Genomic DNA, 25015 nt, shown 5'->3' with positions numbered 1-25015 from the left:
TCGTGGTTCACCTGTGGCTCCAGCCTAGTTGGCCGCACCAACTCCTGTTGCGCTATCAGGTTTAGCGCCTAACAGTGGATGTTAGGTGCGGTATGTGATGGGGCATCCGTGGGGGTTGGTGTGTTAAATGTGGGAGGCCCCAACCGTTGCTGGTTGGGGCCTCGACCGAATGGTTGTCCGGCGGTGTCCTACTCTCCCACACCCTCCCGGGTGCAGTACCATCGGCGCTGTGGGTCTTAGCTTCCGGGTTCGGAATGGGACCGGGCGTTTCCCCCACGCTATGACCGCCGTAACCCTAATACCCGAACCCCGTGGCGGGGTTGGGAAATCTGTGTGGTTACAACATTGTGGTGTTGTGTATTTAGTTGTTTGGTTCCGGCCAGCAACGTGTTGGGTTGTTGGTTGGGAACCACATAGTGGACGCAAGCAGAATGTGTGTTTTCTGTGTGGTGTAAGTTGTTGGCCTATTAGTACCGGTCAGCTTCACGAGTCGTTAGTCCTCGCTTCCACATCCGGCCTATCAACCCAGTGGTCTGGCTGGGGGCCTCTCACACATAAAGTGTATGGAAATCTCATCTCGAAGCGAGCTTCCCGCTTAGATGCTTTCAGCGGTTATCCCATCCGAACGTAGCTAATCAGCGGTGCACTTGGCAGTACAACTGACACACCAGAGGTTCGTCCGTCCCGGTCCTCTCGTACTAAGGACAGCCCTTCTCAAATTTCCTGCGCGCGCAGCGGATAGGGACCGAACTGTCTCACGACGTTCTAAACCCAGCTCGCGTACCGCTTTAATGGGCGAACAGCCCAACCCTTGGGACCTACTCCAGCCCCAGGATGCGACGAGCCGACATCGAGGTGCCAAACCATGCCGTCGATATGGACTCTTGGGCAAGATCAGCCTGTTATCCCCGAGGTACCTTTTATCCGTTGAGCGACGGCCATTCCACAATGTACCGCCGGATCACTAGTCCCGACTTTCGTCCCTGCTCGAGATGTCTCTCTCACAGTCAAGCTCCCTTGTGCACTTACACTCGACACCTGATTGCCAACCAGGCTGAGGGAACCTTTGGGCGCCTCCGTTACTTTTTAGGAGGCAACCGCCCCAGTTAAACTACCCATCAGGCACTGTCCCTGACCCGGATTACGGGCCGAAGTTAGATGTCCAAAGTGACCAGAGTGGTATTTCAACGATGACTCCACCCGAACTGGCGTCCGGGCTTCAACGTCTCCCACCTATCCTACACAAGCCACTCCGAACACCAATACCAAACTATAGTAAAGGTCTCGGGGTCTTTCCGTCCTGCTGCGCGTAACGAGCATCTTTACTCGTACTGCAATTTCGCCGAGTTTATGGTTGAGACAGCGGGGAAGTCGTTACTCCATTCGTGCAGGTCGGAACTTACCCGACAAGGAATTTCGCTACCTTAGGATGGTTATAGTTACCACCGCCGTTTACTGGGGCTTAAATTCTCAGCTTCGCCTTACGGCTAACCGGTCCTCTTAACCTTCCAGCACCGGGCAGGAGTCAGTCCGTATACATCGTCTTGCGACTTCGCACGGACCTGTGTTTTTAGTAAACAGTCGCTTCCCCCTGGTCTCTGCGGCCCCGATCCCCTCCGGACAGCAAGTGTCCATCAAGGTTGGGGCCCCCCTTCTCCCGAAGTTACGGGGGCATTTTGCCGAGTTCCTTAACCATAATTCTCTCGATCGCCTTAGTATTCTCTACCTGATCACCTGTGTCGGTTTGGGGTACGGGCGGCTAAAACCTCGCGTCGATGCTTTTCTCGGCAGCATAGGATCACCAAATCCCCCCAAACGGGGGTCCCATCAGATCTCAGGCATCATGAGTGGCGGATTTGCCTACCACTCGCCCTACATCCTTAGACCGGGACAACCATCGCCCGGCTCGGCTACCTTCCTGCGTCACACCTGTTAATACGCTTGCCTCCCAGGATCAGGTCCTGCGCTCCACCAAAACCCTTCCATCCAAAGGACGGTCGGGCAGGTCTCGGGCAGTTAGTATCCCCTGTTCAACATGGGCGGTTTTTCGCCGGTACGGGAATATCAACCCGTTGTCCATCGACTACGCCTGTCGGCCTCGCCTTAGGTCCCGACTTACCCAGGGCAGATTAGCTTGACCCTGGAACCCTTGATCATTCGGCGGACGGGTTTCTCACCCGTCTTTCGCTACTCATGCCTGCATTCTCACTCGTGTAGGCTCCACCGCTGGTTTCCACCGCGACTTCACTGCCCACACGACGCTCCCCTACCCATCCAAACGCCTGAACCACAAGGGCTTAGCTAATATTTGAATGCCACAACTTCGGCGGTGTACTTGAGCCCCGCTACATTGTCGGCGCGGAATCACTTGACCAGTGAGCTATTACGCACTCTTTTAAGGATGGCTGCTTCTAAGCCAACCTCCTGGTTGTCTTCGCAACTCCACATCCTTTCCCACTTAGCACACGCTTAGGGGCCTTAGTTGGTGGTCTGGGCTGTTTCCCTCTCGACTATGAAGCTTATCCCCCACAGTCTCACTGCTACGCTCTCACTTACCGGCATTCGGAGTTTGGCTGACGTCAGTAACCTTGTAGGGCCCATTAGCCATCCAGTAGCTCTACCTCCAGCAAGAAACACGCAACGCTGCACCTAAATGCATTTCGGGGAGAACCAGCTATCACGAAGTTTGATTGGCCTTTCACCCCTACCCACAGCTCATCCCCTCCATTTTCAACTGAAGTGGGTTCGGTCCTCCACGACGTCTTACCGTCGCTTCAACCTGGCCATGGGTAGATCACTTCGCTTCGGGTCTAGATCACGCCACTCACACGCCCTATTCAGACTCGCTTTCGCTACGGCTGCCCCACACGGGTTAACCTCGCGACGTAACACTAACTCGCAGGCTCATTCTTCAAAAGGCACGCCGTCACAACTACAAGGCTGCTCCGACGGATTGTAAGCACACGGTTTCAGGTACTGTTTCACTCCCCTCCCGGGGTACTTTTCACCTTTCCCTCACGGTACTGGTCCGCTATCGGTCATTAGGGAGTATTTAGGCTTATCAGGTGGTCCTGACAGATTCGCACGGGATTTCTCGGGCCCCGTACTACTTGGGATACATCAACAAGGCGGTGCAACGCATTACAGTTACGGGACTAACACCCTCTCTGGCCGGCCTTTCAAAACCGTTCACCTATACGCACACCCACACCCCGTCAGCCCGGCAGAACTGACACGTAATGTCCCACAACCCCGACCATGCAACGCCCGCCGGCTATCACACATGGAACGGTTTAGCCTGATCCGCGTTCGCTCGCCACTACTAACGGAATCACTATTGTTTTCTCTTCCTGCGGGTACTGAGATGTTTCACTTCCCCGCGTTCCCTCCACGCACCCTATGTGTTCAGATGCGGGTCACTGAGTCACTCGCGCGCTCAGCGGGGTTTCCCCATTCGGACACCCTGGGATCACAGTCCGGTTATCGACTCCCCCAGGCTTATCGCAGATTCCTACGTCCTTCTTCGGCTCCTAATGCCAAGGCATCCACCGTGTGCTCTTAAAAACTTGACCACAAAGATCAAAAACTAATTTCGAGAGAACCATGAAACCGTCCCGCACACCACAACCCCAAAAAGGGGCACAGCGCACGAACCAGATCCAGGTTCATATATCTTGGAAATTGCTTCTTATACAAGATGCTCGCGTCCACTATGTAGTTCTCAAACAACAACCCCACACCACACACCCCACACACATATGTGCGTGATCGGTGCAGCAGGGAAACCAGAAACAAACGTCCCACACCCGCAACCCCCCACAAAGAAGAGCCAACCGGCATGGTCCTGTTGCTTCAGGACCCAACAGTGTGCCAAACACTACCCACCACCACCAGCAGCAGCCGCTTTCCTGGAACCCAACCCCGAAGGATCAGTCCGTACTCACAACACCACCGGCAACACCGGGCACCTATTCGCTGATATTCCACCCTTGAGCACCCGCCACGAAACATTCGTCCGTGCAACGGGCATTCTCCTGACAACCCCCAACCCCACCGCATACACGATGAGCGGATGGTTGTAGGTGCTCCTTAGAAAGGAGGTGATCCAGCCGCACCTTCCGGTACGGCTACCTTGTTACGACTTAGTCCCAATCGCCAGTCCCACCTTCGACGGCTCCCCCCACAAGGGTTAGGCCACCGGCTTCGGGTGTTACCAACTTTCGTGACTTGACGGGCGGTGTGTACAAGGCCCGGGAACGTATTCACCGCAGCGTTGCTGATCTGCGATTACTAGCGACTCCGACTTCATGGGGTCGAGTTGCAGACCCCAATCCGAACTGAGACCGGCTTTTTGGGATTAGCTCCACCTCACAGTATCGCAACCCTTTGTACCGGCCATTGTAGCATGCGTGAAGCCCAAGACATAAGGGGCATGATGATTTGACGTCGTCCCCACCTTCCTCCGAGTTGACCCCGGCAGTCTCCTATGAGTCCCCACCATCACGTGCTGGCAACATAGAACGAGGGTTGCGCTCGTTGCGGGACTTAACCCAACATCTCACGACACGAGCTGACGACAACCATGCACCACCTGTAAACCGACCACAAGTGGGGCACCTGTTTCCAGGCGTTTCCGGTTCATGTCAAGCCTTGGTAAGGTTCTTCGCGTTGCATCGAATTAATCCGCATGCTCCGCCGCTTGTGCGGGCCCCCGTCAATTCCTTTGAGTTTTAGCCTTGCGGCCGTACTCCCCAGGCGGGGCACTTAATGCGTTAGCTACGGCGCGGAAAACGTGGAATGTCCCCCACACCTAGTGCCCAACGTTTACGGCATGGACTACCAGGGTATCTAATCCTGTTCGCTCCCCATGCTTTCGCTCCTCAGCGTCAGTTAATGCCCAGAGACCTGCCTTCGCCATCGGTGTTCCTCCTGATATCTGCGCATTTCACCGCTACACCAGGAATTCCAGTCTCCCCTACATCACTCTAGTCTGCCCGTACCCACCGCAGATCCGGAGTTGAGCCCCGGACTTTCACGGCAGACGCGACAAACCGCCTACGAGCTCTTTACGCCCAATAATTCCGGATAACGCTTGCGCCCTACGTATTACCGCGGCTGCTGGCACGTAGTTAGCCGGCGCTTCTTCTGCAGGTACCGTCACCTTGCGGCTTCTTCCCTACTGAAAGAGGTTTACAACCCGAAGGCCGTCATCCCTCACGCGGCGTCGCTGCATCAGGCTTTCGCCCATTGTGCAATATTCCCCACTGCTGCCTCCCGTAGGAGTCTGGGCCGTGTCTCAGTCCCAGTGTGGCCGGTCACCCTCTCAGGCCGGCTACCCGTCGTCGCCTTGGTAGGCCATTACCCCACCAACAAGCTGATAGGCCGCGAGTCCATCCAAAACCGCAAAAGCTTTCCACCAACCACCATGCGATGATCAGTCATATCCGGTATTAGACCCAGTTTCCCAGGCTTATCCCAGAGTCAAGGGCAGGTTACTCACGTGTTACTCACCCGTTCGCCACTAATCCACCAGCAAGCTGGCTTCATCGTTCGACTTGCATGTGTTAAGCACGCCGCCAGCGTTCATCCTGAGCCAGGATCAAACTCTCCGTTGAAGTAAAACAAAAACAGACACAACCAAAACCACCGGAAATAACGGCGATAAAAGCTGCACAAAATTTGAAACCAGCTAAAAACACCAAACCACGCCACAGGGGCGGCACGATTCAGCAAATTCAACCAATTACGATAAATTGGTATCAACAAACTTGGCACACTATTGAGTTCTCAAACAACAGACACACCCGGCACCACCCAAACAATTTCTGTTCAGGATCGCTCCGGAGCAACTTTTCAAACTTACCCGATCCCCGGAAGCTTTGCAAACCGGCGTTTCCGCCATCCACAAGCACCACAGGAAGGGCCCCCACCCTAATCCGGCACGCAAATCTGCGAACCATTTTCAGGCTGTTCAGAAAGGGGGTCGGTCGCTTTCTTTCCGCATCAGCGGCGGCGACTCAGAAAACAATACACGCCCACCAACCCCACCGCAAATCGGTCCCCCACAACAGCCAACAGCCCCCAAAACCCCCACAAACACAGGGATCCTGAGGGCCATCAGCACTCCCCAACCGCCCTAGCGGCCGAAACTGCCTGATATGCGGTGGGTCACAGCGGCTACTTCTGCGCGCGGACAGTCGGGCTCATGTCGTCGTCGGAAGAAGAACCAGTTTCCCGGTCCTCCTCGGACGTAGCGGTAACCGGGCCGCCCTTCACCGTGTGGCGGTCGTTCTTGTCGCCATCGCCACGCGTCTTCATCAGGCTGGCAACCGTGGCCACTGCAATGGTGGCGGCGATGAACACCAGCGAGAACCAGATGGGAATTTCCGGGACCCACAGGAGCGGCTGGCCGCCGTTGATGAAGGACAGCTCGTTGACGTGCAGAGCGTGGAAGACGAGCTTCACGCCGATGAAGGCGAGGATCACTGCCAGGCCCTGGGCCAGGTACACCAGGCGTTCCAGCAAACCGCCGATCAGGAAGAACAGCTGGCGCAGGCCCATCAGGGCGAACGCGTTGGCGGTGAAGACGATGTACGCCTCGTTGGTCAGCCCGTAAATGGCTGGGATGGAATCAACGGCGAAGATCAGGTCCACGAAGCCGATGGCGATGATGGTGAGCATCATGGGGGTGAAGAAGCGGCTGCCGTCCTTCTTCACCGTGAGCTTGTCACCGTGGTACTCGTCAGTGACGGGCAGGACGCGGCGCACCAGCTGCATGAACTTGCCATCGGCGGGGTTGGACTCGTGGCTGCCGAACGCCTGCTTGTAAGCCAGGAACAGCAGCAGCGCGCCGAAGATGTAGAAGATCCAGGAGAAGTTCTCGATCAGGCCCGCGCCGATGGCGATGAAGCCGCCGCGCAGGATCAGCGCAATGACGATGCCGATCATCAGCACCTTCTGCTGGTACTTCTTCGGGACAGCGAACCCGCTCATCACGATGAGGAAGACAAACAGGTTGTCGATCGAGAGGGCTTTCTCGGTGAGGTAGCCGGCAAAGTACTCACCGCCAAAGTTCCAGCCGAAGACCATACCGATCCCCACACCGAACAGCAACGCCAGTCCGATATAGAAGGCGGACCAGCGGGCTGATTCACCGATGGACGGCTCGTGGGGTTTGCGCACATGCGCGAAGAACTCGTAAACGAAGAACAGGACGGTCACCGCAAGGGTGATGATCCAGATGAGTGGTGTTACCTGCATTTGGGTACTCCAAGGGGTTGGCGCTGACAGATACGCCAAGGTCTCCTCCGCCCGGTTGAACCGGAGCCGATGGCCCGGGACGCTTCGCTGCATCCGTATTGACGGGCCTATCACAGACGGGAGTACTCCCCTTGATGCGTCAATTCTAACCTATGCGCGGCGGCACCCGCTCAAGTGCCGCCGTCGTACGCTTCTCCGCGGCGGAACCGCCTACGAGAGTTTGGGCACCAGTACCGGGGTGCTCTTCTTGTACTCCTCGTAGTCCGGCTGGCCGCCCCACTTCCTGTCCGCCTTCTCCTCGAGCGGCGGGACGCCGCTGCCCTTGGTGAGCAGCAGGGTGACGAAGACCGGCGAGACGAGGGCAGCCCACTGCCAGCCCTGGAGCACTGGCAGGGCGATGATGGCGACGCCTACCCAGAGCGTGATTTCGCCGAAGTAGTTGGGGTGCCGGCTCTTGGACCAGAGCCCCGTGGAGATAAAGTGGCCCTGGTTGTCGGGGTTGTTCTTGAACCGGGTCTTCTGCACGTCGGCGATGATTTCCACGGTGATGCCCAGGATCCACACGGCAAGGCCGACCCAGAAGAACGCGTCCAGGCCCACTTTCTTGTCCGAGGTGATGGCCACCCAGACCAGAGCGGCGGTGAGCACCACCCACAGCCCCTGAAGGGTCCACGTGTTGAGGTAGCGGGCGAAATCGGGCTTCAGTTCATCGAAGCGGTCGTCCTTGCCGTGCTTCATGACGCGGAGGAAGAGGAAGCCGCCCAGCCTGAGGGACCACAGCACCACCATTGCCGCCAGCAGCATGCCGCGGGCGTCGATTCCCGGGCTGGCCAGCACCAGGAACACCGTGATGGAGATGTAGGTCAGGGCGCCGGTGAGGTCGTAGAACTTCTCGGTCTGCTTCGCGAAGGAAGGGATGAACACCAGCCACTGGATCAGCATTGCGGCCGCCACACCCAGAGCGAACACAGGGAAGCCGCCGATTTCCGACCCGCCCTGGCTTCCCGCCCAGGCGATGAGCACTGCGGCCACCACCGCGAGCCCTACACTGATGAGCGCCTTACGGCTCTTGTCCTTCATTGCTTCAAGGTCCTTTCCCCTGGCCTGCCGCACGCTGCTGCGCGGCGCGGTCTGCCCGCCCACCCAGTCTTCGGAGCCAAACCGGTTTTGTATGGGTGAACCCGTCCGGACACCCCGTCGGCGCCGAACTGCCACTGCAGCCGTCCACCGATTCCAGGAGCACAGCATGAGCCATCGAACCAAAAACTGGCTGACAGCCTATGCCGTCGCCGCCCTCATCTTCGCAGTACTGGACGTGGTGTGGATCCTGGGAGTGGCGAATCCGCTGTACAAATCGGCCATCGGGGGCATCCTCGCGGAGGAGACCAACTTTGTGGCAGCCGTCCTGTTCTACGTCATCTTCGTGGCCGGGATGGTGCACTTCGGGGTCCGGCCCAACAGCACCGGCCTAACCCTCCGGCAACGCGTGACCGGTGCGGCACTGTTCGGGTTTTTCACCTACGCCACCTGGGCGCTCACCGCGCTGGCCGTCCTTAAGGACTTCACCGCCCTCGTGGCGGTAACGGACATTCTCTGGGGCGCCGCGGCCTGCAGCCTCGTCACTTGGCTGACCTCCCTGGTATTACGACGGCGGCTGGCGGAGCGGGCTGCCTGACCCCGCCTTAGGTTCCGCGCACCCGGCGTCACGCAGGGCATACTGTTGGCCCGCCCGACGGCGGCAGACCCAGCAAATACCAAGGCTCCGCCGTCGTGCGTCATCTAAAGCGTGCTCTGCGTGACACGGGCGCATACTGGAAAAGCCGGCCAACCGGCCTCCCCCCCGTTCCCGGACCCGTGAAAGGCCACCGCATGCCCGCACGCTTCTTCCCCGCCGACCCGTCCCGGCTGCACCTGGTGCTCATGCTGATGCTGACGTTTTCCACGGGGGTGATCGATGCGGTGGGTTATCTCGGCCTGGACCGCGTCTTCACGGCGAACATGACCGGCAATGTGGTGATCCTGGGCATGGCGCTGATGGGCGGCGACAACCTGCCGGTCCTGGGGCCGATCGTGGCGCTGGCAGGATTCATGGCGGGCGCCCTGGTGTCCGGGCGGACCCTGCGCACCATCAAGTCAGGCTGGACGCACCGAACCACCGGGCTGCTGGCGGGCGTGGGCGCCGTGATGGCCGCCGTGGCCATAGCACTGCTCAGCGGGGTTACACCGCGGGACAACGAGCTCCTGACGGTGGCGATCACGGGTGCCCTGGCCGTCGCGATGGGCGTCCAGGCCGCCACTGCCCGCCACCTCAACGTCAAGGATGTGTCCACCGTGGTGGTTACCTCCACCATCACCGGGCTGGCAGCCGATTCGCGCCTGGGTGCCGGCACCCATCCGTTCTGGGGCCGACGGCTCGCGGCGGTGGGGCTGATCATGGCCGGGGCGGCGCTGGGCACCGTGCTGCTGCAGATCCACATCGGCCTCGGCGTGCTGATGACCGCCCTGATCACCCTCTTCGTGGCCGTGGTGGGTTGGAATGCGGTGACCCGGCAGGATGCGGCGGCTCCTGTTGCGGAGCCGGCGTCGTAAATCACCAAAAGCGCCTGGACGCTAAGCCTTAGCAGTTTGCGGGAACGCCTTGCCCGGGTTGAACAGTCCGTCCGGGTGCAGCGCATCCTTCACCGCCTGGTGCATGCCGATCACCCGAGGTTCAAGTTCGACGGCGGCGCCCGGCAGCTTCAGCAGGCCCACGCCGTGTTCGCCGGTGACGGTGCCGCCGAGGGCCCGGCAGTCATCGACGATTTCGTCGAACGCAGCCTTGGCCCGGGCCTTCGCGTCGAGGTCGCCCTCGGGAGCGATGATGAGCGGGTGCAAATTCCCGTCGCCGGCGTGGGCGATGTTCGCGATGACAACGTCGTGCCTCGCGGCCGAAGCCTGGATCCGGGACAGCATCTCCGGCACGGCCGAGCGCGGCACGCAGACGTCCTCGGTCAGGACCGGGCCAAGGCGTTCCAGCGACGGGTAGGCCATGCGGCGCGCGAGGAACAGCCGGGCAACGTCGTCCGAGTCGGCGGCTTGTTCAACGTCCACTCCCCCGGCGGCCGTGAAGATCGCCGCGACGCGGTCCGCCAGTTCACGGCCGGCGGCACCGGGTTCGTCCACCTTGGCGAGCAGCAGGACGTGCGCGTCTGCCGGAAGGCCTAGCTGCAGCCAGTCGTCCACCGCGCGCAGGCAGGTCCGGTCGATGAGTTCGAGGGCTGCCGGGACGATCCCCTCCGACGAGACGGCGGCGACGGCGGCTCCCGCGGCCGGCAGCGAGGGGAAGTAGCCGATGATGCCCTGTTCCACGCGGCCGGCCAGCGGCAGGAGCTTCACCGTCACCTCGGTGATGATGCCCAGGGTGCCTTCGGAGCCCACCATCAGCCCGGTCAGGTCATAGCCGGTGACGCCCTTGGCGGTGCGCCGGCCCAGATGAACGGTTTCCCCGTCGGCGAGGACCACCGTCAGTCCCAGCACGTAGTCGCGGGTGACGCCGTACTTCACGCAGCAAATGCCGCCGGCGTTTGTGGCGGCATTGCCTCCGATGGTGGAGATGGCCGAGCTGGCCGGGTCCGGCGGATACCAAAGCCCGACGGCAGCCGCGGCCTCCCGGAGCGCGTCGTTGATGACGCCGGCCTGGGCCACGGCGTACCGCTCGTCGACGTTGATCTCGACGACCTCGCGCATGAGTTCCAGCGAAACGACGATGCAGTTCCGCACTCCGTTCGCTCCCCCGGACAGTCCAGTCCCGGAACCGCGGGGAACGATGCGGATCCCCCGTTTGCGCGCATATTTGACGATGGCGGCGACTTCCGTGGTGCTGGTTGCGAGGACGACGGCGAGGGGTGCCTCGAAGGGCGCCCACTCGGCGTCGTCATGGCTGTATTCCGCCAGCGACGCGTCATCGGTGAGGACCTGCCCGCCCGGTGCCAGCGCGGCGAGGTCGTGGGAGAGTGTCTCGGTCAGCACCGCCGGCTCAATCATGTGCAGTTCCTTCGCAGTTCTGGTGTTTGGGTTGATCCCGGTTTAGGCGGGTGCCACGGCACAGGAATCGTCCGTCTCTCCGACAGTAACGGTGCCGTCGCGCCATGTGACGGTGACCAGCCCGCAGTTGGGAAATCCGCCGGCCAGGACGTGGTCTGGTGCGATCTGGCGGAGCAGCGTTCCCAGGACAACACCATGCGTGACCACCAGAATTTCGCCGGCGCCGGTGGCGGCGGCGTGTCCGGCGGCCGCCGTGACCACGTCCAGCCCCTTCGCCAGCCGGTCGCGGACCTGCCGGGCGTTTTCTGCCCGGCAGCTCGGATCGTGCCGGTGCACGGCGTCGATCACGGTGTCATAGCCGCCGGCCGTCATCTGTGGCCAGTCGGGCGAGGCAGGGGCGTAGGTGTAGCCGTGGTCCCGGAAGACCGGGCCCCAGAGGGAGGCATTGGGCTGGCCCTCCCAAGCGCCGAAGTGCCACTCCCGCAGCTCAGGCATCTCCTTAAGGGCCACGTCCGGGTGCCCGGCCAGTGCCGCCGCGGCGGTGGTACGGGTCCGGGTGAGGTCGCTGCAGAAGGCCGCGGCCAGCGGAACCTGCCGCAGCCGCTCGCCCAGGGCTGCTGCCTGGCGTTCTCCCCGGTCGGTGAGCGGAGAGTCGCACCAGCCCTGCAGCTGCCCGTTGACGTTAAACAGCGTCTCCGCGTGGCGGACGAAGTGGATGCGGGCAGCCGGCATCAGTCGTTGTCGAGGTCCGTGGCGAGCAGCGCGGTGATCTCGTCGGCCACGCGTTCGTCCTCGGCGCCCTCCACGGTGATCACTACTTCGTCTCCGTGCACGATGCCGAGGCTGAGCACGGAAAGGAGGCTTTCGGCGTCGACCGTCCGGCCCTTGGCAGTGAGCGTGACGTCGTGCCCGGACTCCGAGGCGGCGTTGGCGAGGATCGATGCGGGACGGGCGTGGAGTCCGACGGCGGAAGCGATGGACGTGATGCGTTGTGCCAAGGGATGGCCTTTCAGTGGGTGGTGTTGAATCGGAAAGACTTATTCGGGTGCGGCGCGGGCAATGTGAAGGGCAAGGAACGCGACTTCCTCATTGGGCAGCATGACCCCGTGTTTGCCGTGGACAAAGGCGCGCACCCGCTCGGCCGAGGCAACGGCCCGCGGGTACCGCTGGCTCAGGCTGTGGAACAGGAAGTCGTCGTTACTGTGCAGGAGCTTGCTGGTGAAGAACCGTTCCACCAGGTACTGCAGGTGCGCGACGAACCGGGCGGAGTGGAGGTCCTCGCGGTTAAGCTGGATGGCGGCCGTGTGGGACACGATGGTGGTGATCTCACGGATGAGCTGGACCACCTGCAGTGAATCCACGCCGGCCCTGCCTTCGTCCGCATTGGCCAGGTGGAAGGCGATGTTGGCTGCCTCGTCGTCCGGCAGCGATACACCGAGCCGGTCCTGCATCGCCGCGAGGGCCTTGACGCCGATCTCGTACTGCTTGGGGTAGATGGTCCGCATCTCCCAGGCCAGTTTGTTCACGATTTTGAGCCCGCGCCGCTGCCGGTCGACGGCGAAGTGCAGGTGGTCGGTCAGCGCCAGGTAGATGTGCGGGTCAAGTGCCAGGCCGGCCTGTTCGGCGTCGTGCACGATGCTGCGGGTGAGGTCGATGAACTCGGCAGGAATCTGGGCCAGCAGCTCCACCAGGTTGCGCTTGTCAGCGTCGTCGAGGGCGACGAACACCCGTTCGCCCTCGGACGCGGCAATCTGTTGCCCTGCCTTCTGGCCGTAGCCGATCCCCTTGCCCAGGAGCACCCGCTCCACGCCGCGCCCGTCTTCGACGAGCACGACGCTGGAGTTGAGAACCTTCTTAATCGTGTGCACTCGGGCATCCTGGTGTTTGGGGAGCCCAATGGCCGTCAGGCAAGGTCGGCACCATTCGACGCGATGACCTTCTGGTACCAGTAGAAGGAGTCCTTCCGGAGCCGTTCCTGCGTTCCCTGTCCAAGGTCGTCCTGATCCACATAGATGAAACCGTACCGCTTGGAGATCTGGGAGCTGGAGGCGGAGATCAGGTCGATGGGTGCCCAGCTGACGTAGCCCATGAGGTCCACGCCCTCCTCGACGGCCTGGATCATCTGCTCGAAGTGGGCGCGGAAATAGTCGATCCGGTAGGGGTCGTGGATCTTCCTGTCGTCGGTGAGCTCGTCCCGCATGCCAAGGCCGTTCTCCACGATGAACAGCGGCTTGCCGTACCGGTCGTAAAGGTCGATGAGCGAGATGCGCAGGCCTACCGGGTCAATTTGCCAGCCCCACTCGCTGGAAGGCAGGAACGGGTTCTTGACTCCAAGCACGGTGTTTCCGGGGGTCCGTTCGGCATCGGGCCGGACCGACTCGGTCATGGACATGTAGTAGCTGAAGGAGATGAAGTCGACCGGGTGCTCCTTGAGCAGTTCCTCGTCGCCCTTCTCGAAGGGAATCTTCACGCCGCGCCGCTCCAGGGCGCGGAGGGCCAGGCGCGGGTATGCGCCGCCGGCCTGCACGTCGGTGCACAGGTAGAGCAGGCGTTCCTTCGCCTGGGTGGCCGCGACGTCGTCCGGGTGGCAGGTGTTCGGATAGGTGGTGAGCATGGTGAGCATGCAGCCCATCTGTGCGTCCGGGGAGATTTCGCGCAGCATCCTGGTAACCGAAGCGGATGCGACGAACTGGTGGTGCAGGGCCGTATAGCAGGCCTGTTCGAGGTCACCCTCGACGAGTTCTTCGATGATGCCGCCGGAGGTGAACGGGTGCCGGATGATGCCGTCAATCTCGTTGAACGTCAGCCACATCTTCACGAGGTGCCCGAAGCGCTCGAAGCAGGTCCGGGCAAACCTTTCGAACAGTTCGATGGTCCTGCGTTCCACCCAGCCGTTGTGTTTGAGGGCCAGGGCCATGGGCGGGTCGTAGTGCGAGAGTGTGACCAGGGGTTCGATGTTCAGCCGGCGCATCTCCGTGAACAGCGCCTCGTAGTAGGCGACGCCTTCCGCGAGGGGCTCCAGCTCTTCGCCGGTGGGGTACAGCCGGGTCCAGGCGATGGAGACCCGGAGGGTAGTAAAGCCCATCTCAGCGAATAGTGCTAGGTCCCCGGGGTAGCGGTGGTAGAAGTCGATGCCGCGGCGCTTGGGGTAGTACGCGACGTCGTCGTCTGCCAGTGCTGCCTTGATGCCGTCAACGGTGTAGGCGTGGTGCAGCGCGTATTCGGTGGGGTCGGCGTTGGGCTTGTAGCTGGCCACGTCGGAGACGGCCGGGCCGCGGCCGCCTTCCCGCCAGGCACCTTCGACTTGGTTGGCGGCAACCGCACCGCCCCATCGGAATCCCTTGGGTAGCGTCATCAGACGAGCTCCTTCTCTTTTGCCTTGGTGGCCAGGAGTGCCTGGCCGGAGGTCACACTGCCGGCCTCTTCCACCGTGACGTCGTAGTTCTTCGAGTTCACGATCAGGACAGGAGTGGTGGTGTCGTAGCCAGCGGCGCTGATCACGGCGAGGTCTGCCTCGACAAGCAGCTGGCCAACAACCACACGGTCGCCTACGGCGACATGCGTAGTGAACGGGGCACCGTCCAGCTGGACGGTGTCGATGCCGACGTGGATCAGGATTTCGACGCCGTCATCTCCGCGGATGCCGATGGCATGCTTGGAATCCATCAGTACCGTCACCTCGCCAGCAAGCGGAGACCGGACGGCGCCATCGGTGGGGCGGATCGCGACGCCGTCGCCGATGATGCGTGCCGAGAACACCGAATCGTCCACGTCGTCGAGGGGCACGATGACGCCGGTCATCGGGCTGGCCAGGTGGCCGGCGCCGTTGGCGGGCTCCACGGCGGTCCCGGTTCCGCCCATCACGCGGAGCGTGGCGGAGTCGGAGTCGCGCCACAGAAACAGCGCGAGGGTGAAGGACACCACCAGTGCAATGCCGAGGCCGATCAGGGCGTTGATGAAGTTCCACGGGTTGGCGGCGTCAACGTACATGGAGATGCTGCCGACGCCGGGACCCACAACGGCGAAGGCGGTGGTCTGGACCAGGCCCAGGTAGGCACCGGCGGACATGCTGCCGATGATGACGGAGACCAGGACCCGGCGGTTCTGCAGGGTGACGCCGTAGAGTGCGGGCTCGGTGATGCCGAAGAGCGCGGAGACGCCGGCGGAGAGCGAGGTAGCGCGCAGCGTCGTGCTCTTGGTCCTCAGGGCGACGGCGAACGTAGCGCCTGCTTCGCTGAGGTTGTGGGCCAGGGACGCCACGAGGTAGAAGGATTCCCGGCCGGCGCTGGCCATGGTGGCGATGGTGGGCGGGATGAAGGCCTTGTGCATGCCGACGGAAATGATGAGCGGCAGGACACCGGCCAGCAGCATGACGGCAACCCAGCCGAAGGTGCCGTACAGGGCGATCAGGGCGGCGGTCAGCAGGACGCCGAGCTGGTAGCCCAGCGGGCCCAGCAGGAAGATGGTGGCCGGAACCACGATGACGATGCACATCAGGGGGACGAAGAATACCCGGATGGGGCCCGGCGTAATTTTGGTGAAGAACCGCTCCACGACGCTCAGCAGGAGGATGGCGAGGATGGACGGGAAAACCTGGGCGTTGTACGGCACCGACGGCACGTCGAGACCGAACAGGTCCACGCCGCCTTCGCGAGTGGCGAGTGCCGTGAAGGCGGGGTAGACCAGGACGCCCACGATGCCGAGGGCCAACGGCCGGTTCACATCGAGCTTCTTGGCGGTGGTGTAGGCCACCAGCAGTGGGAGGAACCCGAAGACAGCGTCCGGGATGGACGAGAGGACCTTGAAGTTGTCGCTGCTGGAGCTGAGCCACCCGACGGCGGAAGCGAGCACCAGCAGGGATTTGAAAATGCCGGCACCGGCGATGGCCGGAATGATCGGAGTGAAGACGCTAACGATGAAGTCCATCACCGTTGATCCGGCGTGCTTCCACGAAAGCGGTCGGCGTTCCACCGGGGCGCCGTCCTGGGCAGCGGTGCCACTGCGGAGCTTCTCCACGGCGGCGTACATGTCGGCGACTTTACTGCCCACGATCACCTGTGTCTGCGGGCCCTTGACGACGCCGATTACGCCCGGAATTGCCTTCAGGGCTGCCTCGTCGGCCTTGCTGTCGTCCGCCAAGGCGAACCGCAGCCGGGTTGAGCAGTGCTGAAGCTTTGACACGTTACCGGCACCGCCGACGTGTTCCAGGATCGCCTTCGCGGCCTCCTGAGTACTCATGGATCCTCCTTTGGATTCAGGGGACAAACACGCTCCAATGCGCTTTCCGGGCACAAAAAAAGGACCCGACCCTGCTCTATGAGCATTGGATCGGATCCTGCCTGCACTACCAGTCACATGTCCTTCAGGAACAATAGCGGTGTTGAAGGCCGCGGTCAACCGTGTCATGCGTCACGCGCAGCACGCTTTCGGCCCGGCGGCCGCGAGTAAACCCCGGAAACCCGTGGCCCCGCCGTCGTTGGGTGCACCAAAAGCATGCTGTGCGTGACTGGGGCACAGGCGCGGGTCGCCGTCGAGCGCCGAAGGCTCAGCCGAACAGGGCCGCCACCCGGGTGAGGGTTTCGTAGACGCCGTAGGCCAGCGGCACCCCCACCAGGGCCCAGCCGAGTGCTAGCTTTCCGGTGGCGGTGTTCACGGCCGTGTTGTCCGGTGAAGCGGGATTGTTGCTCATCTCAGGCCTCCATGGCGGGTTCGTGCGGGCGTTCGCGGTCCGGGCGGGGTTCGTGGAACCGTGCGCTGACGGGTTTGACCAGCAGGTTCGCCGCAAACCCGACCACCAGCAGCGCCACCATGGTGAGCAGCGCGGGCTGGTAGGACGCGGCGGTCAGCTGGCCCGGCTTGCCCTGGGCATCCAAGAACGCGTTGACGATCAAAGGGCCTGCGACGCCGGCAGCAGACCACGCGGTCAGCAGCCGCCCGTGGATGGCACCCACCTGGAAGGTGCCGAAGAGGTCGCGGAGGTAGGCGGGGACGGTGGCGAACCCGCCGCCGTAGAACGAGATGATGAGGAACGCCAGCGCCACGTACAGGATGGTGGTGCTGGATCCTGCCAGCGCCAGCACCGTGTACAGCAGCGCCCCGACGCCCAGGTACAGCATGTAGATGCGCTTGCGGCCGGTGATGTCCGAGGTGGCACTCCAGGCGAACCGGCCCGCCATGTTGCCGATGGACAGCAGCCCCACGAACCCTGCGGCGACGGCGGCACTCACCGCGGAGGCGCCGTCGGACGTCCTGAAGAAGTCCTGGATCATGGGCGCAGCCTGCTCCAGGATGCCGATGCCCGCGGTGACGTTGCAGAACAGGGCCACCCACACCAGCCAGAACTGCGGGGTCTTCACGGCGTTCTTGGCGGAGACATTCTCGGTGGTCACGAGTTTGGCGGCCTTGACCTTGGCGGGGTCGAACCCGGCCGGGCGCCAGCCGTCCGCGGGGACTTTGATGGTGAAGGCGCCGAACAGCATGTACACGAGGTAGGCGACGGCGAGGGTCAGGAAGAGCCTGCCCACGGCATCACCGCTGGCCACCCAGCCCTGCGCGCCGGAGTTGGGGTCGTACGCCTTGAGCAGCGCCGTGGACACCGGACTGGCGATGAGCGCCCCGCCGCCAAAGCCCATGATGGCCATGCCGGTAGCCAGGCCGGGCCGGTCCGGGAACCACTTGATCAGTGTGGACACCGGCGAAATGTAGCCGATGCCCAGGCCAATGCCGCCTACCACGCCGTAACCCAGGTAGACGAGCCACAGCTGGTGGGTGAAGATGCCCAGCGAGCCGATGAGGAACCCGCCCACCCAGAACATGGCGGAGGTGAACATCGCCTTCCGCGGGCCGTTCCGGTCCACCCACGTGCCCATGATCGCGGCGGACAGGCCCAGCATCACGATGGCGATGGAGAAGATCAGGCCGATCTCGGTGAGGCTGGCGCCGAAGTGCTTGACCAGCGCCGTCTTGTACACGCTGGTGGCGTAGGCCTGGCCGATGCAGAGGTGGACGGCGAGCGCCGCCGGCGGTACCAGCCAGCGGTTGAAACCCGCCGGCGCGATGGTTCTTTCACGGTCCAGGAAGCCCATGGATGATTTCCCCTGCTCGATAGACGTCAGTGTCCGGCAGTCCAGAGGCTCATGGCCCTACCATCGGACCTTTTGGCACCTCAACACGCCTCCGGCCATCGTCCGCCACATGATCAGCAAACGTAGGATTTCTGCGGTGAGTGGTGGAGGATTCACGGTGAGCGGTGGACTCCCCCTGCATTCGCGCTGGCGGTCACCGCGGGTTCGTACCGTCTTCCCGGGCGCCGTTGGCCAGGTCGATCCAGTACCGACGGAAGCGCCCGCCGTCCTCATCCGGCCGGACGTCCTCCAGTTTGCCTCCGCACCGTTCGATGGTCCGGGCAGAGGCAGCATTGTCATCGTCACAGGTCAGGAGGACGCGGTCCGGTTCACCCCGTTCAGCCAGGCGGGTGCAGACTTCACGCAGTGCCCAGGTGGCAACGCCCTGGCCGCGGTCGGCCGGGCGAACGCCATAACCAATGTGGCCGCCCGAGTTCAGCAGCGCCGGCGTGAGGTAATGGCGGAAAGCGATGGACCCCACGTACCGGGAACCCCTGGTGATCCACCAGTAGGTGCACGGAACAATGCCGCCCGTCCCGTCCGCCTGTTCGGCGTTCGCCAGCTTGTCCACCCAGGCCTCGAAACCCGCCAGGCTGCTGACATCGTCCCCCGCGAACAGCCCGGCACCGTCCTGATGGGCGCCGGCCCACTCCTGGTGCGACTCGGCAAAGGAACGGTAGAAGGAAACATTCGGTGAGACCAGTTCAAGCATGTCCACGACCCTATCCTGCCGCTGCTGTAGGTTGATGATGGACTCTCACTTGCCTCTCGACCAGGGCGGATATACAGATGGACGCTGACGTCATCATCATTGGCAGCGGGCTGGCAGGGCTGGTGGCAGCCAACGAGCTGGTCCGGGCCGGCAAGCGCGTGGCCGTCGTGGAGCAGGAGAGCGAAGCCAACCTGGGTGGCCAGGCGTTCTGGTCCCTGGGCGGGCTCTTCCTGGTGGACAGCCCCATGCAGCGCCGGCTTGGCGTCCGGGACTCCTTTGACCTGGCCTGGCAGGACTGGCAGGGCTCGGCGCAGTGGGACCGGCTGGCCGGACCGCTCGCCGAGGACGAGTGGGCGCAGCAATGGGGCCGCGCCTACGTCGAGTTCGCCGCGGGCGAGAAGCGTTCCTGGCTGCATCAGCAGGGCATCCGGTTCACGCCGCTGGTGGGCTGGGCCGAGCGCGGTGACGGCCGCGCGGGCGGGCACGGCAATTCGGTGCCTCGTTTCCACGTCCCGTGGGGCACCGGTACCGGCGTCTCCGAACCTTTCGCGGACAAGGCGCGGGCGGCGGCGTCCACTGGTAGCGTCCGGTTCCATTTCCGGCACCGGGTGGACGGTTTAACGTACGACGGCGGCACGGTCACCGGGGTGCGGGGCTCGGTCCTGGCACCTGACGCTTCGCCGCGCGGCGTTTCCTCGAACCGGGACATTGTGGGCGAATTCGGGCTGCGGGCCCAGGCGGTGGTGATCGCCAGCGGAGGCATTGGCGGCAACCACACCCTGGTACGGCGCTGGTGGCCGGAACGGCTGGGCACACCGCCGCAGAAGATGGTGACCGGTGTGCCCGAACACGTCGACGGGCGCATGCTGGACATCGCTGGGGAATCCGGCGTGCGGCTGGTCAACCGCGACCGGATGTGGCACTACACCGAGGGCATCCAGAACTGGGACCCCATCTGGCCGGAGCACGCCATCCGGATCCTGCCAGGGCCGTCGTCTCTCTGGTTCGATGCTTTGGGCCGCCGCCTGCCCGCGCCAGGGTTGCCCGGCTACGACACCCTTGGCACGCTCCGCTTATTGCGGACCACCCCGGATCTCCAGCGGCACAGCCACTCCTGGTTCATCCTCAACCAGCGGATCATCGAGAAGGAGTTTGCCCTCTCCGGGTCCGAGCAGAATCCGGACATCACCGGCCGTGACCTCAAGCTGCTGCTCCGCAGCCGCCTGGGCAAGGGTGCAGGGGGTCCCATCGAAGCCTTCAAGCAGCACGGCGCCGACTTCGTCGTGGCAAACAACCTGGCGGACCTTGTCCGTAGCATGAATGGCCTGACCGGCGAGGCGTTGCTGGACCACGGGGACCTTCGGCGGCAAATCGAAGAACGCGACGCCGAAGTACGGAATCCCTACTCCAAGGACGCGCAGGTGGCGGGCATCCGCAACAGCCGCCGCTTCCTGGGCGACCGGCTATTCCGCACCGCCAAGCCGCACCGGATCCTCGACCCCGCCGCGGGCCCGCTGATCGCTGTCCGATTGCATGTGGTCACCCGCAAGAGCCTCGGCGGGATCCAGACCAACCTTGCCGGCCAGGCTCTCAGGCAGGACGGCTCCCCCATCCCCGGCCTCTACGCCGCAGGGGAAGCGGCCGGGTTCGGCGGCGGTGGCGCCCACGGCTATAACGCGTTGGAAGGGACGTTCCTGGGCGGCTGTCTCTTCACCGGCCTGACCGTAGGACGGTCGCTGGTGAGCACGCTGTAGATCTTGTGTCCGGAGGTTCTGTCCGATTCAGGGGCCATTGGCACTGCCCTCAAGCCCGGCCTGCCCTAGGATCGGCATAAGGCAAACGGCCCCGGCACTACACGACGACGTGGCGGCCGGCACCTGGGAATGGGGGAATCGTGGAATCCAAAGCCATCGTGGTGGGGTACGACGGATCAGAACCTGCCGCACGGGCGGTGCGGTGGGCGGCGCAACAGGCGTCACTGCGCAATGTCCAGCTGCACCTGGTGCACTGCACCCTCTGGCCGCTGCTGACCAAGAACCTCGGCCCGGTCCCCGGCATTGCGGACAGCGGGCTGCAACGGGCGGCCGAAATCACGATCGAAGAGGGCGTTGGCCACGCGAAGCAGGCCTCCCCCGGCGTAGACGTCCGTACCAGCCTGGTGTCCGGCAGCCCTGCCGTGCAACTTCCCAAGATAGCGGCGGACCAGGAAATGCTGGTGGTGGGAAGCCGCGGGCTGGGAGGGTTCATGGGACTGCTGGTCGGTTCCGTAAGCCTGGAACTGGCAGCTACGGCGCCGTGTCCCGTTGCCGTGATCCGGGAAGGCGGCGATCCGGGCGGCCCCGTGCTGGTGGCTGTCGATGATTTGAGTTCGCCGGCACTTGAAGATGCCTGCAGCGCGGCTGCGGCAGAGGGCACCCGGCTGGTCATCGCTCATGTCCAAACGGTTCCGTCCGGCTACCGGCTGGTCCGCGACCCCGTGGACCCCGGCGCCGCGGCGGAGGCACTCCTCGATGCCGCCGTCGTAAAGGCCCGGGAGCTTGCACCTGAACTCAGTGTGGAGAAGCAGCTGCTCACGGACACGTCGGTGCCCCGCGCCGTCCTGCACGCTGCCGAGGCCGCCCGCCTGACCGTCGTCGGGACCAAAGGACATGGGGTGATCAAGGGCAGCATCGGTTCCACCGCGCATGCCATCCTTCACCATGCCAAGGGCCCGGTGCTCGTCTCAAGGCGCCAGCCCGCAGCCAAGGGAGCGCACGAGGCGTAATCCGGGCGCGGGGGCGGTGCCGAGTTTTGGTGCCCAGACCTGCTGTCTGACCGTGCTGCTCAACCGCGGCCCGGCGCTTCCGCGTCGATCGCGTCCAGGTCGCGGACCGCAAACCGGTGGTGCTCCCATTCCTCGTGCAGGATGACGTGCAGGCATTCGAGGGTGGTGACGGTGAAGCGCGGTTCGTCCGGTGCGGGATGCGTCGCTTGAAGCTCCTCGGCGGTGGCGCCGGAGATGAAGTCCCGCACCATGGCCACGCGACCGGCCCGAACCTCAAGCAACTCACCGTAGGAGGGCTTGGCATCCTGGAAGACGGACATGTCCAGTCCGTCCGTCTCGTACTCGGCGTTCGGTTCGCCGGCCGGGTGGTACGGCTTGTCGATGCCCAGGACCGCCCCGCGCAGCCACTTGTCCGTGGCCATCACCAAATGCCGCAGCGTCTGCGCGAAGGACCACTCGCCGTCGACCGATACATCCTCGGTACCTGGCGGCATCCGGGCCGCGCGCTGGGTGGTGGCAGCCCACGTTTCCTGCAGCCGGTCCCAGGCGTCACGGAGGCCGGCGGGATCCGCCGCATGCCGAAGCTCCCGGCCGGGAAAGCGGCGGTTGAGCTCGGCATCGATCAGCGGAGCCACGTTCACGCCGTTCACGTACAGGGACCCGTCGTCCTCCAGCAGCCAGGGCGCGTCGATGTCCGCGCCGTCAATCTCCACGCCGCGCATCACGACGCCGGACAGGCTGCTCCGGATGAACCGCGCCCCGCGGAGGCTCACGTCGGAGAACGCGGCACCGCGCAGGTCATCGGATCCGGTGAAGGTAACCATGCGCGCCATCATTCCGCGTGACGGCCCGCGCATCAAGGCATCCGCAGCGGCGGCACCTGCTCAGGCGCCGGCGTCGTCCGTTTCTTCGCCCGCCACCGACGAGATAATGCTGCCGCAGCCCTGCAGGAACATGCGGCGGCCCTGGCCCTCGTCCGTCCATACCCAGACGATCGCGTAGTCGGAGGTGACGGCGTCGACGGTGCCCGTGCCGGTGGTGGTCCCCTCGGCGAAGTGCACCCTGTCCCCTACCGCAAACCGGGGGTGCCGGGTCTTCTTGCGCCGCGGCCGCGGCGGTGCTGTCTGGTGGTCCTGGTGCATCAGCTTCCTCGGCTCGCAGGCGGGTCGGTCAGCTCATTACAACCCTGCCTGCTGCTCCCAGGTCACGCGTTCCGGCGTGGTGTGGCCAGACTAGCGCGCCCGCCCGGATACGGCACCGCCCGGCAGCCCCCAACGGAATGTGACTGCGCGCCGGGCGCCGAACCGGCGCCGGGGTTGGTAGTCCCAGCCGTTGACCGGGGGTCGCGGCAGTAGTGGAATTAAAGCGGCTCCTACAGCAGCAGAAGCCAGTCCACGAAGCGGCCTCCGCTTCCGGAAGGCCGCCCAAAAATGGAGGTCGATATGGGACAGGCACGCGAAGTCATGGATCGCTTAACCACGGCTATGGACCAGAAGGACAGGGACACGCTGGCCGGATGCTACGCCGCCGACGCTGTGGCCTACACCCCGGACCGAGGCGAGCTGCGGGGACGGGACGCCATCACCGCCTACCTCTACCAGTTCTGGGATGCCATGCCGGATGTCCACTACGAACACGCCGCCCGGCATGAATCAGGGGACGTCGCCATCGACGAAGGCACCATCATCGGAACCAACACCGGTCCGCTGCCCCACCCGTCCGGGAACAACCTCCCGGCCACCGGTAAGCAGCTGAGGATGAAGAGCTGCGACATCGCCACTGTTAAGGACGGCGAAATCACAGAGCACCGCTTCTACTTCGACCAGGTGGAGTTCCTGTCTCAGCTGGGGCTGATGCCGGAGATGTCCGAGCACTGACCGCCTTGGCCAACCCGTCACCGGCGCACGCAAAGATGCCGTGGATCCCTACGCCTGGCGGAGGTGTCCACGGCATCTTGCTTTGGTGCCCCTGGTGGCTATTGCCCTTGACTGGCGGTGCGCCCGCTGCTCAAGTGCCCGCCCAGGAAGCCGCTGACGAGCAGCAGGACCGCTCCGGCCCGCGCCAGCCGGATACCGAATTTGTGCCGGCCTCGTTGCCGCGCCGTCCACGAGGCCAGGTAGACGACGACGGCGGTGGCGTTGACTGCGGCATGCACGACGCCGACGCGCTGGATGGGCCGGTCCTTGGTAGTCCAGTGGGCCCAACCGGTGAGGGCTGTGGGCACGGCGCCCACTACGCCCAGCGCCACGAGGCGCTTGGCGGCCTGGCGGGAACCGTCGTCCTTGAAGAAGTCCAGGAAGATGGCCATCCACCAGGCTCCGAAAGGCAGGTCCGTGAGGATGCCGTGCAGGGGAATTCCTGTTGTATCCCCCAGGACGGCGGACCTGACCCGGCGGTCAGTCATGAGGTGTTTGGCTACCGGCTGGGCCCTGTCCACCACTGCGTCCAACGGTCTGGCCGTCTCAAGTCCCGCAAGCAGCCTTCTGTAGTTGCTTCCGCCCGCCACCTTGCTGTGCATGCACCACAAGATACTCCGCGCATCCCCGGATTGCACCGGTTTTCAACAACAGTACCGATGGCTGCGCTGAGGAAAGCACATCGGCAGTATCCCCGGAATTCCCCCGCGAAAGCACTGGCACGAAGGTAGAGTGACGCCCATGGAAATGCGCCTTGAGGTTGTCCAGGTTCCCGTGTCCGACGTTGACCGGGCCAAAGCGTTTTACACCGAAAAGCTGGGCTTCGTGCTGGACCACGATGTGGAGCACTTCCCGGGAATGCGGGTGGTGCAGCTGACTCCCCCGGGCTCGCCCACATCTGTTGTCATCGGCACGGGGATGACCGCCATGGAGCCGGGCAGCCTGGAAGGACTGCAACTGGTCGCGCCGGACCTCCCCGCACTTCGCGCCGAGCTCGTGGAACGCGGCGCGGACATCAGCGAGGTCCAGGACATGGGCGGGGTGCTGTTTGCCCACTTTGCCGATCCGGACGGCAACCGCTGGGTGCTCCAGGGGGCGACTCCGCCCGCCGTCAGGGACGCGCACACGGCGTAGCCGCAAACGGACGCGAAGGATTGACTGTCGGCTGGCACGCCCGCTAGATTATCGAATATCGTTAATAACGAAATTCGATAAC

The 25015-nt window shown here is 63.5% G+C and carries 20 protein-coding genes and 3 rRNA genes; 6 read left to right on the top strand and 17 right to left on the bottom strand.

Annotated elements, in window-relative coordinates:
- Positions 1–175: 175 nt before the first annotated feature.
- The 5 genes from rrf to ACHL_RS05310 form a co-directional block, all read right to left on the bottom strand.
- Positions 176–292 (bottom strand): 5S ribosomal RNA (rrf, locus tag ACHL_RS05330).
- Positions 293–446: 154 nt separating this feature from the next.
- Positions 447–3572: ribosomal RNA gene (locus ACHL_RS05325) — 23S ribosomal RNA — on the bottom strand.
- 521 nt (positions 3573–4093) lie between these two features.
- Positions 4094–5615, bottom strand: a 16S ribosomal RNA gene (locus ACHL_RS05320).
- The 16S, 23S and 5S rRNA genes sit together here, the layout of an rRNA operon.
- A 562-nt stretch (positions 5616–6177) precedes the next feature.
- On the bottom strand, positions 6178–7260 hold the full coding sequence (locus ACHL_RS05315; RefSeq protein ID WP_015936273.1) for a TerC family protein: 1083 nt from the start codon (positions 7258–7260) through the stop codon (positions 6178–6180).
- 210 nt (positions 7261–7470) lie between these two features.
- Entirely contained in the window at positions 7471–8340 is an 870-nt protein-coding gene (locus tag ACHL_RS05310; protein WP_015936272.1) for a DUF1295 domain-containing protein, read from the bottom strand.
- A 166-nt stretch (positions 8341–8506) separates the two neighbouring features.
- Between ACHL_RS05310 and ACHL_RS05305 the strand changes: the two genes are divergently transcribed.
- Complete coding sequence (locus ACHL_RS05305; protein ID WP_015936271.1) at positions 8507–8935, top strand: DUF2177 family protein; 429 nt, start codon at positions 8507–8509, stop codon at positions 8933–8935.
- 194 nt (positions 8936–9129) lie between these two features.
- Positions 9130–9849: a YoaK family protein gene (locus ACHL_RS05300; RefSeq protein WP_015936270.1), complete on the top strand. Its 720-nt coding sequence runs from the start codon at positions 9130–9132 to the stop codon at positions 9847–9849.
- 21 nt (positions 9850–9870) lie between these two features.
- Here ACHL_RS05300 and ACHL_RS05295 read toward each other — a convergent pair whose 3' ends face one another.
- The 9 genes from ACHL_RS05295 to ACHL_RS05260 form a co-directional block, all read right to left on the bottom strand.
- A complete protein-coding gene (locus ACHL_RS05295) occupies positions 9871–11283 on the bottom strand; it encodes an FAD-binding oxidoreductase (RefSeq protein ID WP_015936269.1) in 1413 nt (470 codons plus the stop codon).
- Positions 11284–11325: 42 nt separating this feature from the next.
- Complete coding sequence (locus ACHL_RS23345) at positions 11326–12015, bottom strand: histidine phosphatase family protein (RefSeq protein ID WP_015936268.1); 690 nt, start codon at positions 12013–12015, stop codon at positions 11326–11328.
- Positions 12015–12281, bottom strand: coding sequence for an HPr family phosphocarrier protein (locus ACHL_RS05285; protein ID WP_015936267.1), 267 nt, complete (start codon positions 12279–12281; stop codon positions 12015–12017). The genes ACHL_RS23345 and ACHL_RS05285 overlap by 1 nt, the downstream gene beginning before the upstream one ends.
- 39 nt (positions 12282–12320) lie before the next feature.
- Positions 12321–13151: a PRD domain-containing protein gene (locus tag ACHL_RS05280; protein ID WP_015936266.1), complete on the bottom strand. Its 831-nt coding sequence runs from the start codon at positions 13149–13151 to the stop codon at positions 12321–12323.
- Between the two features lie 35 nt (positions 13152–13186).
- Positions 13187–14638 (bottom strand): glycoside hydrolase family 1 protein, encoded by a 1452-nt coding sequence (locus tag ACHL_RS05275; protein ID WP_015936265.1) that lies wholly within the window; start codon positions 14636–14638, stop codon positions 13187–13189.
- Positions 14638–16521, bottom strand: a complete 1884-nt coding sequence (locus ACHL_RS05270; protein ID WP_015936264.1) for a beta-glucoside-specific PTS transporter subunit IIABC — start codon at positions 16519–16521, stop codon at positions 14638–14640. The genes ACHL_RS05275 and ACHL_RS05270 overlap by 1 nt, the downstream gene beginning before the upstream one ends.
- A gap of 307 nt (positions 16522–16828) precedes the next feature.
- Positions 16829–16972 carry an MFS transporter small subunit gene (locus tag ACHL_RS24440; RefSeq protein ID WP_015936263.1) on the bottom strand — a complete coding sequence of 48 codons (144 nt, stop codon included), beginning with the start codon at positions 16970–16972 and terminating at the stop codon, positions 16829–16831.
- Between the two features lies 1 nt (position 16973).
- Positions 16974–18368 carry an OFA family MFS transporter gene (locus tag ACHL_RS05265; RefSeq protein ID WP_015936262.1) on the bottom strand — a complete coding sequence of 465 codons (1395 nt, stop codon included), beginning with the start codon at positions 18366–18368 and terminating at the stop codon, positions 16974–16976.
- Between the two features lie 193 nt (positions 18369–18561).
- A complete protein-coding gene (locus ACHL_RS05260) occupies positions 18562–19119 on the bottom strand; it encodes a GNAT family N-acetyltransferase (protein WP_015936261.1) in 558 nt (185 codons plus the stop codon).
- A 77-nt stretch (positions 19120–19196) separates the two neighbouring features.
- Between ACHL_RS05260 and ACHL_RS05255 the strand changes: the two genes are divergently transcribed.
- Both ACHL_RS05255 and ACHL_RS05250 read left to right on the top strand, forming a co-directional pair.
- Positions 19197–20873: an FAD-binding dehydrogenase gene (locus ACHL_RS05255; protein ID WP_015936260.1), complete on the top strand. Its 1677-nt coding sequence runs from the start codon at positions 19197–19199 to the stop codon at positions 20871–20873.
- Positions 20874–21013: 140 nt separating this feature from the next.
- Entirely contained in the window at positions 21014–21883 is an 870-nt protein-coding gene (locus ACHL_RS05250; protein ID WP_015936259.1) for a universal stress protein, read from the top strand.
- Between the two features lie 59 nt (positions 21884–21942).
- Here ACHL_RS05250 and ACHL_RS05245 read toward each other — a convergent pair whose 3' ends face one another.
- Entirely contained in the window at positions 21943–22707 is a 765-nt protein-coding gene (locus ACHL_RS05245; protein ID WP_043793788.1) for a DinB family protein, read from the bottom strand.
- 60 nt (positions 22708–22767) lie between these two features.
- On the bottom strand, positions 22768–23025 hold the full coding sequence (locus ACHL_RS05240) for a hypothetical protein (RefSeq protein ID WP_015936257.1): 258 nt from the start codon (positions 23023–23025) through the stop codon (positions 22768–22770).
- Between the two features lie 300 nt (positions 23026–23325).
- On the opposite strand from ACHL_RS05240, the gene ACHL_RS05235 reads away from it, so the two are divergent.
- Positions 23326–23760: an ester cyclase gene (locus ACHL_RS05235; protein ID WP_015936256.1), complete on the top strand. Its 435-nt coding sequence runs from the start codon at positions 23326–23328 to the stop codon at positions 23758–23760.
- 98 nt (positions 23761–23858) lie between these two features.
- Here ACHL_RS05235 and ACHL_RS05230 read toward each other — a convergent pair whose 3' ends face one another.
- Entirely contained in the window at positions 23859–24287 is a 429-nt protein-coding gene (locus tag ACHL_RS05230; RefSeq protein ID WP_139187462.1) for a DUF2231 domain-containing protein, read from the bottom strand.
- A gap of 253 nt (positions 24288–24540) precedes the next feature.
- Between ACHL_RS05230 and ACHL_RS05225 the strand changes: the two genes are divergently transcribed.
- Entirely contained in the window at positions 24541–24933 is a 393-nt protein-coding gene (locus ACHL_RS05225; RefSeq protein ID WP_015936254.1) for a VOC family protein, read from the top strand.
- Positions 24934–25015 lie beyond the last annotated feature (82 nt).

The organism is Pseudarthrobacter chlorophenolicus A6, assembly GCF_000022025.1.
GTDB lineage: Bacteria > Actinomycetota > Actinomycetes > Actinomycetales > Micrococcaceae > Arthrobacter > Arthrobacter chlorophenolicus.
Note: the sequence above shows the minus strand (reverse complement) of the source record. Positions and strands in the feature narration are given on the sequence as shown.

Bases quoted from the DNA above. Each gene is read 5' to 3' on its own strand.
- ACHL_RS05315 (WP_015936273.1), bottom strand. From the start codon at position 7,260: ATGCAGGTAACACCACTCATCTGGATCATCACCCTTGCGGTGACCGTC.
- ACHL_RS05310 (WP_015936272.1), bottom strand. From the start codon at position 8,340: ATGAAGGACAAGAGCCGTAAGGCGCTCATCAGTGTAGGGCTCGCGGTG.
- ACHL_RS05305 (WP_015936271.1), top strand. From the start codon at position 8,507: ATGAGCCATCGAACCAAAAACTGGCTGACAGCCTATGCCGTCGCCGCC.
- ACHL_RS05300 (WP_015936270.1), top strand. From the start codon at position 9,130: ATGCCCGCACGCTTCTTCCCCGCCGACCCGTCCCGGCTGCACCTGGTG.
- ACHL_RS05295 (WP_015936269.1), bottom strand. From the start codon at position 11,283: ATGATTGAGCCGGCGGTGCTGACCGAGACACTCTCCCACGACCTCGCC.
- ACHL_RS23345 (WP_015936268.1), bottom strand. From the start codon at position 12,015: ATGCCGGCTGCCCGCATCCACTTCGTCCGCCACGCGGAGACGCTGTTT.
- ACHL_RS05275 (WP_015936265.1), bottom strand. From the start codon at position 14,638: ATGACGCTACCCAAGGGATTCCGATGGGGCGGTGCGGTTGCCGCCAAC.
- ACHL_RS05270 (WP_015936264.1), bottom strand. From the start codon at position 16,521: ATGAGTACTCAGGAGGCCGCGAAGGCGATCCTGGAACACGTCGGCGGT.
- ACHL_RS24440 (WP_015936263.1), bottom strand. From the start codon at position 16,972: ATGAGCAACAATCCCGCTTCACCGGACAACACGGCCGTGAACACCGCC.
- ACHL_RS05265 (WP_015936262.1), bottom strand. From the start codon at position 18,368: ATGGGCTTCCTGGACCGTGAAAGAACCATCGCGCCGGCGGGTTTCAAC.
- ACHL_RS05260 (WP_015936261.1), bottom strand. From the start codon at position 19,119: ATGCTTGAACTGGTCTCACCGAATGTTTCCTTCTACCGTTCCTTTGCC.
- ACHL_RS05255 (WP_015936260.1), top strand. From the start codon at position 19,197: ATGGACGCTGACGTCATCATCATTGGCAGCGGGCTGGCAGGGCTGGTG.
- ACHL_RS05245 (WP_043793788.1), bottom strand. From the start codon at position 22,707: ATGGTTACCTTCACCGGATCCGATGACCTGCGCGGTGCCGCGTTCTCC.
- ACHL_RS05240 (WP_015936257.1), bottom strand. From the start codon at position 23,025: ATGCACCAGGACCACCAGACAGCACCGCCGCGGCCGCGGCGCAAGAAG.
- ACHL_RS05235 (WP_015936256.1), top strand. From the start codon at position 23,326: ATGGGACAGGCACGCGAAGTCATGGATCGCTTAACCACGGCTATGGAC.
- ACHL_RS05230 (WP_139187462.1), bottom strand. From the start codon at position 24,287: ATGACTGACCGCCGGGTCAGGTCCGCCGTCCTGGGGGATACAACAGGA.
- ACHL_RS05225 (WP_015936254.1), top strand. From the start codon at position 24,541: ATGGAAATGCGCCTTGAGGTTGTCCAGGTTCCCGTGTCCGACGTTGAC.